Genomic DNA, 13309 nt, shown 5'->3' on the forward strand with positions numbered 1-13309 from the left:
CGCGAAAGGCTATCGGAGGAATAAAGATGTTCGCTTACCATCGTTTGAACGGCGCCCGCATTATTGATGATGAAATTTCCCCATGAGCCATCAGCTCCGGCAATTTGGATCCCCATGTCAGGCGTAAAAAGATAAGCAATAATCCTGCACGAAGTTGATGCAGCATCTGCCGGAATCAACCAATTGTAAAGGCCATCGTTTTCGGTTCCTGCTACAATAACATCAAAATTATGTCCTCCATCAGTTGAGTATAGCAAATCAACCGAACTGCCTGGTGCATAACCCGAAAGCCATGTGATTTCGGCATAATTTCCTGCGCTGTAGACTTCTCCATTGCCATTGTCGTTGTATCGTGGATCTCCAAACGGACAAGTTAACTGAATAGCCGACCCTTTTTGTCCGCCTGATGATACCCGTGTAATCATGTCAATATCCCAACGGCTTACCCAAACCAAATGATCGGGTGGATCATGGGTATAATGCGTAATGGCCATGTCGGTGCTTCCGTTATAGCCTACTCCCGCAGTAGAATGTCCCGGAATGCTTACCAGTAAAGGTTTTCCGGCATCAATATCATCTGTAAGTCTTGTCCATAATAAGGTGTATCTGTTGACACAATCAAAATTGTATCCCCGTTGGCTGTTTGCAACATGATTCATCCCGTTGTCAATGTTGTATGATTGAGTACTTCCGGTAAGTGTATCTGTTGACATAGCAAGTGCCAGGTCATACTGAAGGTTACATACGTTGTAATCGGTTTCATCTTCGACATCATCATATCTTTGAAAATGCCAACTTACAAAACCTGAATATTTTGATGAAACAAACAACGACCTGTAATCATACCAGGCAAAAATCATAGCAGCAGCAGTGGGACTGCAACCGTAACTCCAGTCATAATAAGGCATACATTCGTGGTAGTCTATATATTTGTCGCAATCGGTTAAGGCCACAAAGCCGTTTTGGTATGAATTCCAAAGTTCTTTAAAATCACCTGTTTCGCAAAAAAGTCCGGTTTTGGCCTTTTTTTTCAATAATTCTGTTTCACTGATAATTCCACCGGTTGGCGATGTGCAGACATACTTTTTTTGGCCGTTGGCGCTCCGCTCATGCCAGGTATTAAAATGGTTAAGGTAAAAAATCCTTCCCTGTTCTACTTTTTCATTTCCGAAAGCCTGATCACTTAAAGTGTTCAATTTTCCGGCCAGGGCAAACTCAGCCGATAAACACTGCGAATACTCCAGCAGCACCGGCATGTTGCTCCGGGCTGAAATCAATATCCGACCAAAATTGTCGCCGCCCCATTGGTTGGTTTGATCTCCATTTGTTCTGAAATATTCGATTTGATTAAACAATTCATCTTTTTGTGGAAATGGTTTCCCAATGGAATAGTTAAACCTCCAGGCTACTATCTCATCGTCAAAACCATAGTAAGGAATGGGTTCGGCGGGATACACTTCGCCCCACAAGGCCTGCGCATTGCGGTCGGCAATTTCTTTGATGGTTTTAAAAGGGATGAGCTCGTAGGCTTGAGCCGCTATCCACATTGGCATTGCGATCATGATGATCAGCGAGAGAAGTTTTGTTTTCATTGTAAAGCTCCTTTTATTAATTAATTATAGGCTGAATAGAATTAAATACGCGACAGTTGCTGCGGTACAAAGCCAACTCAAAAAGGCGAACATCAGATTGGTGCGCCGGCTCAGTTCACCCATCCAGTTGCTTAAGACCAATATCAGCAGTAAAATGATCACTCCGGCAATCCAGGAGAAGTTTGCCTGGAATATGGCTGCAAGGATGAAAATGATCAGCAGTCCGGAAATACAAGAGCCGTCGGTGAGTGGATTTTGCATGCGACAAAACTACTTTGCCGCAGGGCAAATGGCTTGGACGATTGCGATTATTGTTGGGAAAATTGCGACAAAAGCGCTTTTAAACCTGATTTTCCGGGTTGGTGTCGCTTTTCTCCAGGTATTCGTTTGGCGTCATTCCGGATACTATCGCTGCTAGAATCCGAAAGCATCGCTCTCAGCGATCCCATCGTTAAAAGCAATAATCTGGAATTTGCAATACTATCACTCCAAGTGATGCCATCGCATTCTAAAAATGTTGCTTATTTTTGCTAAAAATTATTTGCCATGATCAATATAACTGAAAATAGTTTTTTTAAAGACCCAACCAAAGCTATTGAGCGACTCTTAAAAGAGCATCAAATGATAAAAGTGGTTTCAGATAATAGATCTTTTATCGTGATGGACGAAGATGAGTATAACAATATTTACGAAACTTTGTACCTCAACAGCATTAAGGGCTATCCTGAGTCCGTAATTGAAGCATCGCAGGAGGATATCAAAGACGCCACTGCTTTAAAAGATATAGACTGGTGAATTACAATGTTGTATTTTCAAGGCTGGCTGCAAAGGATGCGAAAAAAATTGCACAGGCAGGACTGAAAGACAAAACAATTTTCCTGTTGGAAATTTTGCAGGAAAATCCCTTCAAAACGCCTCCACCCTTTGAAAAATTGGTTGGAAATCTTTCCGGCTTTTACTCCCGTCGCATAAACATCCGTCATCGTTTGGTTTACGAAGTATTTGAAGATATAAAAACTGTCAGGGTGCTACGCATGTGGACACATTATGATTAGTAACCTGCCCAATTTCGCCTAAAATTTTTCAATGTGGTGGACATTTAAACAATAGTTTACCGAACACTATCACTGCCAGATTCCGATAGTATCACTTGGAGTGATCCTATCTGTAAAAGCAACAATCAGGATTTAGCTATAGCATCACCTGGAGTGTTACTATCGCTTCATGGGTTTGTTGTTCTGGTCCAGGTATTCGTTTGGCGTCAATCCGAAATGTCGTTTGAAAAGTTTGGAGAAATATCCCGGATCGGAAAAACCGAACTCATAAGCTGTTTCTGAAATATTGCCTTTGCGCGATTTGAGGAAATCGGTGGCAAGATTGAGTTTTATCAGGTAAATAAAGTTGGTGGGGGTGGTTTGCAATTCCTCCTGTGTCACGCGCTGAAGTTTGCGGATGGTTACGCCAATCTCATGGGCGAGTTTTTCCGAATGGATATTTTCTGAATAATTATTGGTGATAAAATCTGCAGCTTTTTTCAGCAGGATCTCGTTTGCAGACAATCCTTGTTTGCTGTCTGCTTCCTGCTTTTCGATCAAAATGATCTTTGGTTCTGGAATTTCCTGCCTCGTGGGTAATCGTCGGATTTTTCTCAACCTGAAGATGAGTGATGCAATGATGATCAATGTCAAAACCAGAGCTGTTATGTAAAAAGTTAACCACCGCCGCATTTCAGTACCGGAAATTTTATCCAGCCAGCCAGGCGCCCCTGCAAGTTGCACTTCAAGCCAGGTTTCAGGGTAACCAAAGTCGCTGATGCCAATCCAGTTGAACGCCCAGTAACGCTTCGATTTTTCATCATAAGTAAGGGCATCGTCGAGTGGATAGTCGATATCGTTGCAGCCAATATCCAATCTCATTTTCATTCCTGTAAAAGGTTTAAGCCCAACAGCAGCAAAAGGGATGGCCACTTCAACCTGATAGCCTTTATCTTCAGAAGAATCGCTCAAAGAGCCTTTGTAAATTGCAGCATACTCGAAATAGATGTTTTGTCCTGTAGCTTTTGGGGTAACAATCGTATCCTTCTCCATCAGTTCACGGTCGCCCCGGAAAACAAGACTGTTCCCAGCGACATCTATCACAAACTGGTAATCATTAATATCCATCTTTGCATCGCTGTCAGCTTTGGCATCGAGATAAATCTCAACGCCGTCATTCATGTGGATATATGGGATTTTCCCAACAGGCTCAATCTGAGCAAACAAATGCCGGTCGTCAACCTTGAAAGCAAAATAGAGGTTCGTCAGGTTCCAACAAATCATTACTTCAACAACGTTTTTTGAAAGAGGCGGCCAAACCTTATCATAATCATAGTGTGTATCAAAAAAGGCCATCATTTGACGCCCCGGTGCATTTTGCAGATGGCTGAGGGTGTCTGAAAAAGCTGTATTGTAAGATTTATCCCAATCTTCAAATTGTCCGTCAATTGATATGACCGAGCGCGTAAAGGGAATTGGAATACCTTGTCCTGCAGCAAATGCATGAGTGACAAGTAAAATGACCATAAGAAGACTGAAACGATTGATTCCTGACATGCTGATCTTTTCATCCGGGTGTGCCGGTTCACTTTTTTGAGGTCAAAGATAAAATTATTCCATCAAATCTTAAGTCTTTGCAAATACGAAAGGACAAACAGTTCTTAGTTTTCGGTTATAGCAGCGTTTGGTTTGAAAGGCTAAAAATTTGCCCTCCTGTCCACTTCAAATCAATATTCAGTATATTTGCCGTTGAATTTTAATGAGCTAAAATTTTGTTTCATGCAACAACAAAAGATTTACAAGCCAAAGCATAAGGTGAGGATCGTTACGGCGGCTTCACTTTTTGATGGACACGATGCAGCCATCAACATCATGCGCAGGATCATCCAGGCCAGTGGCGCCGAGGTCATTCACCTGGGGCACGACCGCTCGGTGCAGGAAATTGTGGATTGCGCTATCCAGGAGGACTCGCAGGCCATTGCCATCACCTCTTACCAGGGTGGTCATATTGAGTTTTTCAAATACATGTATGACCTCCTGCACGAAAAAGGCGCCGGGCACATTCAGATTTTCGGTGGCGGCGGAGGGGTCATCCTCCCTGAAGAGGTTAAGGAGTTGCATGAATATGGCATCAATCGTATCTATTCACCTGATGACGGGAGGACAATGGGCTTGCAGGGTATGATCAATGATTTGATGGAAAAATCCGACCATCCCACCGGAAAAGATGTTCATCCTGATCTCGAGAGAGTGAAGTCAAAAGATGTGGTGCACATTGCGCAGGTGATTTCGGCCATCGAGAATTTTCCGGAGAGAGTGCAGGAATTCATGGATCAGGTGAAAAGCAGTTGCGAAAGCTACACAATTCCTGTCCTTGGAATTACCGGAACCGGAGGAAGCGGCAAATCGTCGTTGGTGGATGAGATGATCCGCCGTTTTCTCGAAGAATTTACCGACAAAACTATTGGGATTATTTCTGTAGATCCTTCCAAACGCAAGACCGGAGGTGCGCTTTTAGGAGATCGCATCAGGATGAATTCCATCAACAGTCCGCGGGTATTCATGCGTTCGCTGGCTACACGCCAGGCCAACCTCTCGCTTTCGCGCTATGTGAAAGATGCTGTGTGTTTGCTGAAGATTGCCGGCTTCGACCTGATTATCCTCGAAACCTCCGGCATAGGCCAGAGCGACACCGAGATCATTGACCACAGCGACGTTTCGATGTATGTGATGACACCGGAATACGGCGCTGCAACACAGCTCGAGAAGATTGACATGCTCGACTTCGCCGATATCATTGCCCTGAACAAGTTCGACAAACGCGGCGCCCTCGACGCCCTGCGCGATGTGAAAAAGCAATACCAGCGCAACCACCGGCTTTTTGACCAATCACCCGAGCAAATGCCGGTTTACGGTTCTGTAGCTTCGCAGTTCAACGACCCGGGAACCAACCAGCTATACCAGGCATTGATGAACAAGATCGTCGAGAAGACTGGCGCTCCGCTGAAATCCAAAATTGTGCTTTCCGAAGGAATGTCAGAGAAAATCTACATCATCCCGCCACACAGGGTCAGGTATTTGTCCGAAATTTCCGAAACAGTCAGAAGCTACAATAAATGGGTGTCGCAGCAAAGCAGCGTTGCCCAGAAACTCTTCAGCCTCCGGGAGTCAATCCAAATGGCCAAAGAACAGGAAAGTACAGAACTTGCAGGCCAATTACAGGAGATGTATGATAAAATGTTGCTCAAGCTTGATCCGAAAAACAAAAAAGTGATCGAAGAATGGGCGACTAAAAAGCAGTCATTCAAGGAGGAGATGTTTGTTTACAAGGTTCGTGGTCACGAGATTTGTGTTGAGACCACAACAGAATCACTTTCTCACCTGAAAATCCCAAAGATTTCTTTGCCGAAATATACCGCCTGGGGCGACATCCTGAAATGGAACCTCAGCGAAAATGTGCCGGGTGAATTTCCTTACGCTGCCGGGGTTTTCCCTTTCAAGCGGGAGAACGAAGACCCCACCCGCATGTTTGCCGGCGAAGGTGGACCGGAACGCACCAACAAGCGTTTCCATTATGTTTCTTACGGAATGCCTGCCAAAAGGCTTTCAACAGCATTTGATTCAGTAACGCTTTATGGGAACGACCCCGCCCGCCGTCCCGATATTTACGGGAAAATTGGCAACTCCGGCGTTTCCATCTGCTGCCTCGATGATGCCAAAAAGCTTTATTCCGGCTTCAACCTTGCCGACTCCAAAACATCAGTTTCCATGACCATCAACGGCCCGGCGCCATCGCTTGTGGGCTATTTTATGAACGCCGCCATTGACCAGCAATGCGAAATTTACATCAAAAATAATGGCCTTGAGGAAGAGGTTGAAAAAAAGATATCTGATTTTTACAAGAAAAAAGGAACCATCCGGCCATCTTACCAGGGACAACTTCCGAAGGGAAATGATGGTCTTGGACTGATGCTGCTTGGCATAACCGGAGATAAAGTCTTGCCGACAGAGGTGTATGAGAAAATTAAAAAGGATACCATCTCCAAAGTCCGCGGTACGGTACAGGCCGACATCCTGAAAGAAGACCAGGCGCAGAATACCTGCATTTTCTCCACCGATTTCTCCATCAAAGTAATGGGCGATGTGCAGGAATATTTTATCAAAAACAAAGTCCAGAACTTCTACTCTGTTTCCATATCAGGTTATCATATTGCCGAAGCAGGCGCCAACCCCATTTCACAGCTTGCCTTCACCCTGGCCAATGGTTTCACTTACGTGGAATATTACGTCAGCCGCGGGATGGACATCAACAAGTTTGCTCCTAACCTTTCCTTCTTTTTCTCCAATGGCATTGATCCGGAGTATTCAGTGATGGGACGCGTGGCCCGCCTGATCTGGTCCAAAGCGATGAAACTGAAGTATGGCGCCGACGACCGTTCACAAAAACTGAAATACCATATCCAGACTTCAGGCCGTTCGTTGCACGCGCAGGAGATTGATTTTAACGATATCCGCACTACCCTGCAGGCGCTTTATGCTATATACGACAATTGTAATTCACTTCACACCAACGCTTACGACGAAGCCATCACCACTCCCACCGAAGAATCGGTTCGCCGCGCCATTGCCATCCAGATGATCATCAACCACGAGTTGGGGCTGGCCAAAAACCAGAACCCGCTGCAAGGATCGTTCATCATCGAAGAGCTGACTGAACTGGTTGAAGAGGCCGTCTTGTCAGAGTTTGATCGGATTACTGAACGCGGCGGCGTGCTCGGCGCCATGGAAACCATGTACCAGCGCAACAAGATCCAGGAGGAGTCGCTGCACTATGAATACATGAAGCACACCGGCAAGCTTCCGATTATGGGAGTAAATACATTTCTGTCATCCAAAGGCTCGCCCACCATCATCCCGGGCGAAGTGATCCGTGCAACTCCGGAAGAAAAAGAGTACCAGATCGCCATGCTTGAGCAGTTGCATAAAACATACGGAAAGGAAGTTGCTGAGCACCTGGAAAAAATGAAACTCGACGCCGTTCACAACAAAAACATCTTCGAAAGCCTGATGGAAGTGGCGAAATACGCCTCGCTCGGCCAGATTACCGATGCGCTGTTTAAAGTGGGCGGGCAGTACCGGAGAAATATGTGATTTGAGCTTTTTTTTACTTTTGACAATTCAAAATTTTGAAATGATTTTTAAACTTGAGCCTATATGCTGACAAAAAAGATTTTAGTGATTTATCCACAGGTCAACGATACAAAGATTGCGATTTTTCAGAACACGAGCTGGGTTTTCTTCAAAACCATAAAATTCAGCAGGGATGACCAGGAACGAAAATGTATGTCAATTCTTGAACAGGAGATTCCCCGTACAGAGCAAATTTTGAAGGAGCTGAAAGAGAATGATATCGAGTTGAGTGAAATTTCAATTATAATGGGTCGTGGCGGTTTGGTAAAACCCATCAGGTCGGGTACATACGAAATCAACGAAGCCCTGAAGGATGACCTTAAGAAGTGTCATCACATGCATGAAACCAATCTCGGTGGTTTGATTGCCGACCGCATTGCAAAAATGATCCCCGGCGCCAGGGCTTTAATGGCCGATCCGGTGGCTGTGGATGAGCTGGACGACCTTGCCAGGGTAGCCGGCCATCCGATGTTCCAGCGCAGGTCCATCTTCCACGCACTCAATCATAAGTTCGCAGGAAGAAGCTATGCCAAATCCATTAACAGGAATTATGAAGATCTGAACCTGGTAATTGCTCATGTCGGCGAAGGGGGCATTTCCATCGGCGCCCATAAAAAAGGCCGCGTTGTGGATGTTAACCAGGCTTATGACGGGGATGGACCTTTTTCGATGTCGCGCTCCGGGGAATTGCCCTATGGCGATCTGATCGAAATCTGCTACAGTAATAAATACGAAAAAAATGAACTCCGCCGGATGCTGATAGAGAATGGCGGCCTAAAAGCACACCTTGGCACCAATAATGTCAACCTGGTTGAAAGCATGATTAAAGAAGGCGACTATAAATCCGAATTGGTTTTCAGGGCAATGGCTTACCAGGTCGCAAAAGCTATTGGCGCCATGTTCGTGGTGATTGATGAAGAAGTTGATGCGATAATTTTATCAGGAAATATTTTCCAATCCAAGCTGTTTACCGACGAGGTTAAAAAACGCATTATCAAGCTTGGCCACGTGGTCATCTCTCCTTTTGTTTCGGATATGGATGCCCTTGCTGACAATGCCATGATGATCCTTAAAGAAGAAGTACAAGTGTTACATTACGAATAAATCGAACAATATGGCACATTGGTTAGAAGAAGCGGAACGGGACGAAATCAGGAAAAAACAGAAAACGTCCAAAGAAAGCGCTAAAATTCAGGACAAGATTTTTAATATTGAGCAGAATTATATATCCAATAAGGAGAAATACGAGCAGTTTATCGAAATGGTAAACGATCTGTGCGAGCGGGCCAATTCGCTACCTGCCGAGAAGCGTGAACCCTGGAAAATAATCGAATTCAAGGCTAAGGAATCAAAGTTAAACAATCACCTTTATCATGCCTCTACTAGTGAGGGATTTGATAAGACAGTCGCAGTAAAATCCTTCCCTTTTATTAAAAACCAGCATTACAAGCATGTGCACAGCATCTTTTTCAGTGTTTCTAAAGAATTGGGGATGATCGAAATTGAGGTGAAGGATGATTACCTGGCCAAATCGCGGATGAGATCAGATGACAGCAAAGATACTGCTTTGCTGGTTGATGACGGACTAAAACGCGTTGACATCGTTTTCAAATACGAAATGGATAAACTGGACAAAGACCTGGCCTTCAAAATCCTCGATTTCCTGGTGTTCAAATCAGACTTCAAAGCATTGCCTTTTGGCGAGGAACATTTTAAGTATGATAAATACAGGTAGATTTCTAAAAATATACCTGCAATTAATCCCTTGACTATAAAACAAAAAGCAGTCAGCAATAAAGAGAATCTTGATTTAATAGTCTCTATTGCCCACTGCTTTTTGTTGACAGCAAACTGCCTTTTTTTTTACTTTCTTCCCGACAACTCCTTAGGTATTCTTCCTGACTTGATGGATTCAGACCTCAGCCGTCGCCCGACAATCCGCTCCAGTACGTTTCCGATTTGCAGCACCTTGTCAATGTCCAATCCTGTTTTAATTCCCATTTCATCCATCATCACCACCATGTCTTCGGTGGATACAAGGCCTGCCAGTGACGGGTCTTTGTAATAATAATCACCGGTGCCGGCAACAGGCACACCATCCACAAAGTTAGCAGGCTGACCACCAAGACCACCTAACGACGCTTCGTAGTTGGTCATTCCGGCCTGAAGTGCTGCCAGTACGTTGGCCAAGCCCCAGCCGCGTGTAGTGTGGAAATGTGCGATTTGTTTGTGTGGATTGTCCACCGAGTCGAGCAACATCGAGAAATACTGATACACACGGTCAGGGGACGCAGAGCCATCGTGATCGGCATGTTCAACATCTGTGGCGCCGATATCGAACCAGCGTTTGGTAAATTCGATGGCTTTTTTCATTTCGGTTGGACCTTCAATCGGGCAACCCCAGATCGTGCTGACCGTACCATTAACTTTCAGGCCGGCATCCACTGCTTTCTTCACCCACTCTTCGCTCATCTTCCAGTACTCTGCAAGATTTAGACCCGAGTTTTTCTTTTGATGCGACTCGCTGGTTGACACCATCAGCAAAATACGATCAGGCCCCCAGCCTTCCTGTTTTGAAATAATCGCGCGCTCCACAGCCCGTTCACGAATGGTAATGGCGGTGAGCATCACGTCATTAATCAGGTGTTTTACTACTTTGCTTTTCCTGATCAGTTTGAAAAGTTCGTCAGCATCCCTGAATTGAGGCATACCTTTCGGATTGCCGAGGTTGGTGACTTCGAGGTGCTTGAAACCCGCAAGGATCAATTGTTCCAGCATCCAAAGCTTTGCTTCGGTGGGGATAAATTTTTCCTCATGCTGGAAACCATCTCTAACTGTAATGTCGCCAATAACGACTTTTTTTGGATAATTCATAGGATTTATGTTTTTATTAGTAACTATTTCTTTATGTAAAATACAGCTATTTAATTCGTTAATCCAAAATTCCGATATACTGGTCGAGTGATTCGGGATTTTTCAGCGCATCGCGGTTGAGCACCTCCTCGCCGTGAATAATCTTTTTTACGGCCACTTCCACCTTTTTGCCATTCAATGTGTATGGGACATCATTCACCTGTTTTATGATTGCCGGCACATGGCGCGGACTGCAACTGCTTCTGATGTTGTTTTTTATCTTTCCGATCAGTAGATCGTTAAGCAAAGCGCCCGGATGAAGTTTCACAAATAATACAACCCGTTCATCGCCCTGCCAATGCTGCCCGATAATCACCGAATCGGCGATCTCCTCCAGGTTTTCGACAACACTGTAAATTTCCGCAGTTCCAATCCTAACTCCACCCGGATTGAGGGTAGCATCCGACCGGCCATACATCGTCACGCCGCCGTGCTCGCTGATCACAACGTAATCTCCGTGATGCCAGATGTTATCATAGACCTCGAAATAGGCTTTATGGTACTTCCTGCCATCCGGATCATTCCAGAAATACACCGGCATGGATGGAAATGCAGTTTTACAAACCAACTCTCCTTTTTGACCCACCAGCGATTTGCCAAAATCATCAAAACAATCTACATCCATTCCCAATCCTTTGCATTGTATTTCTCCGCGATAAACAGGTAACAAGGGATTTCCAAGGACGAAACAGGAGATGATATCCGTGCCGCCGGCAATTGACGAAAGCTGAACCTCTTTCTTCCACTCGCGGTAAACATATTCAAAACTCTCGTTAGTAAGTGGTGAGCCCGTGCTGGTTATGGCTTTTAGCTTTGGGAATGAAGAAATTTCTTTGGGTTTTACGCCGGCATCTTCAAGGGATGCAATATATTTTGCACTGGTGCCAAAAATGGAAATTCCCAGCTCATCAGCCATTCTCAGGAGCGCATCCGGTGCAGGATAAAAAGGATTGCCATCAAAAAGTACAAGTGTTGAACCAACCGCAAGGCTTGAGACGACCCAGTTCCACATCATCCAGCCGCAGGTGGTGAAATAAAAAATGGTGTCTTCGGGTTTCAGGTCGCAATGCAACCGAAGCTCTTTCAGATGCTGGATCAGCGTGCCACCGGCAGAATGCACGATGCTTTTGGGCAGTCCGGTGGTTCCCGACGAGTACATAATGTAAAGGGGATGGTCGAACGTAAGTTGTTCAAAATGCAACCCGCCATTTTCCATCGCTCCAAATTCTTCCCATTTCACCGCATTTTCGATCGCTTCAGTTTTGCGATTCCCTGTGAAATCAATAAGAACCACCTTTTCAACCGAAGGCAATTTTTCAAGGATCCCTTTCAGTTTTTCCTGAGAGTCAAACAATTTTCCGTTATAAAAATAGCCATCAGCAGCGAAAATGACTTTAGGTTCGATCTGGGTAAAACGGTCAAGCACTCCTTTGATCCCAAAATCGGGAGAAGAGGACGACCATACAGCTCCGATGGAAGCTACGGCCAGCATGGCGATGATGGTTTCAGGGATATTCGGCATAAAACCGGCTACGCGATCGCCAACACCAACGCCCAGCTTTTTTAAACCATCAGCGATTCGGGCAGCCTGGAGGTAGAGTTCCTTTTGGGAAATTTTCCGGTCGGCGCCGGCTTCCCCTCTGAAAATAATCGCTGTTTTGTCGCTGCGATACCGGAGAAGATTTTCGGCGAAATTCAATCTTGCACCTTCGAACCACCTTGCACCGGGCATTTTGTGCGGGTCATCCACCACGCTTGTGAATTTTTCAGAATAAAGAATTCCAGAAAATTCCCAGAAGGTACCCCAAAATGCTGCCGGTTGCTCCACGCTCCATTTGTGAAGGGTCGGGTAATCAGCTTTTTCCAGATCGTATTTTTTAAATACTAACTGGAGAAACTCATCCATCTGCGATTGCTTCAGGGTTTCGGGGTGAGGCTGCCAGAGGAGGTGATGGTTCATAGTAACCTAGTTTTATGAATTGAATTGGGTATTTAATCCTTCTTTTTGAAATAAAACATTTAAGAAGTCATCATGGGTAAGAAACACGTCAACTCTATTTTTTGCTGAGAGACACGATGCAAGTTGCAGTGCATCCAAAGTTCTCAAGGTTGTTAATCCATACTTAGAAAATAGATTTTGCGCCATTTCTATAAGACCTGTGTCAGTTTTAATCCAACTGAATTGCATTTTATCACTCTCGAAACATTTTATCACTTCTTTGGCAATTTGCTCGTCTAAATTCTTCATGCGTACTTTTTTCCAAACGGCTGAAACGAATTCAACTTTGGCTATTTCTGATAAAAATATTTCAGAAACATTTTCAGAGATCAACCGAGAAAGCTTTTCACTTTCAACTTCATAATGGTAAAGTTTTACAAGGGTTGAAGTATCGAGGAAAGCTACCATCGGTCAGTTCTCCTTTCATCAATCACCAATTCGCTCAAGGATCCTTTACAATTCTTAGTTAACTCAAGAGACCTTTGAAAGGAAAACTTGCGTTCGGGGTGTCTTTTTGTTTGATATTCATCATAAAACACCACCAAAACCTTCATTGGCTCGGTAAACTTAACATTGTCCGG

General features: G+C 44.6%; 11 protein-coding genes. 6 read left to right on the forward strand and 5 right to left on the reverse strand.

The window, feature by feature from the left end:
* Window positions 1-1592, reverse strand: a 1592-nt coding sequence (locus IH598_16330) for a hypothetical protein (GenBank protein MBE0640082.1), incomplete at its 3' end; no start/stop codon positions are given.
* Between the two features lie 97 nt (window positions 1593-1689).
* Between IH598_16330 and IH598_16335 the strand changes: the two genes are divergently transcribed.
* From IH598_16335 to IH598_16345, 3 genes are all read left to right on the forward strand, one after another.
* Window positions 1690-2010: a hypothetical protein gene (locus IH598_16335; protein ID MBE0640083.1), complete on the forward strand. Its 321-nt coding sequence runs from the start codon at window positions 1690-1692 to the stop codon at window positions 2008-2010.
* A 203-nt stretch (window positions 2011-2213) separates the two neighbouring features.
* A complete protein-coding gene (locus IH598_16340; GenBank protein MBE0640084.1) occupies window positions 2214-2387 on the forward strand; it encodes a hypothetical protein in 174 nt (57 codons plus the stop codon).
* On the forward strand, window positions 2384-2647 hold the full coding sequence (locus tag IH598_16345; GenBank protein MBE0640085.1) for a Txe/YoeB family addiction module toxin: 264 nt from the start codon (window positions 2384-2386) through the stop codon (window positions 2645-2647). Before IH598_16340 ends, IH598_16345 begins: the two co-directional genes overlap by 4 nt.
* A gap of 159 nt (window positions 2648-2806) precedes the next feature.
* On the opposite strand, the gene IH598_16350 is transcribed toward IH598_16345, so the two are convergent.
* Entirely contained in the window at window positions 2807-4183 is a 1377-nt protein-coding gene (locus tag IH598_16350; protein ID MBE0640086.1) for a helix-turn-helix domain-containing protein, read from the reverse strand.
* Between the two features lie 222 nt (window positions 4184-4405).
* On the opposite strand from IH598_16350, the gene IH598_16355 reads away from it, so the two are divergent.
* The 3 genes from IH598_16355 (at window position 4406) to IH598_16365 (ending at window position 9551) form a co-directional block, all read left to right on the forward strand.
* Entirely contained in the window at window positions 4406-7777 is a 3372-nt protein-coding gene (locus IH598_16355) for a cobalamin B12-binding domain-containing protein (protein ID MBE0640087.1), read from the forward strand.
* A gap of 63 nt (window positions 7778-7840) precedes the next feature.
* Window positions 7841-8920 (forward strand): butyrate kinase, encoded by a 1080-nt coding sequence (gene buk, locus IH598_16360; protein MBE0640088.1) that lies wholly within the window; start codon window positions 7841-7843, stop codon window positions 8918-8920.
* Window positions 8921-8930: 10 nt separating this feature from the next.
* Window positions 8931-9551: a hypothetical protein gene (locus IH598_16365; GenBank protein ID MBE0640089.1), complete on the forward strand. Its 621-nt coding sequence runs from the start codon at window positions 8931-8933 to the stop codon at window positions 9549-9551.
* Between the two features lie 128 nt (window positions 9552-9679).
* On the opposite strand, the gene IH598_16370 is transcribed toward IH598_16365, so the two are convergent.
* The 3 genes from IH598_16370 to IH598_16380 are packed head-to-tail and all read right to left on the reverse strand — an operon-like array spanning window position 9680 to window position 13136.
* Entirely contained in the window at window positions 9680-10690 is a 1011-nt protein-coding gene (locus IH598_16370) for a pyruvate carboxyltransferase (GenBank protein MBE0640090.1), read from the reverse strand.
* A gap of 58 nt (window positions 10691-10748) precedes the next feature.
* The gene (locus tag IH598_16375; GenBank protein ID MBE0640091.1) at window positions 10749-12689 is read right to left on the reverse strand and encodes an acetoacetate--CoA ligase; all 1941 of its coding nucleotides are present in this window, start codon (window positions 12687-12689) and stop codon (window positions 10749-10751) included.
* A 12-nt stretch (window positions 12690-12701) separates the two neighbouring features.
* Window positions 12702-13136 carry a type II toxin-antitoxin system VapC family toxin gene (locus IH598_16380; protein ID MBE0640092.1) on the reverse strand — a complete coding sequence of 145 codons (435 nt, stop codon included), beginning with the start codon at window positions 13134-13136 and terminating at the stop codon, window positions 12702-12704.
* Window positions 13137-13309: the final 173 nt, after the last annotated feature.

The sequence above is a fragment of the Bacteroidales bacterium genome, from assembly GCA_014860585.1.
Lineage (GTDB): Bacteria > Bacteroidota > Bacteroidia > Bacteroidales > 4484-276 > RZYY01.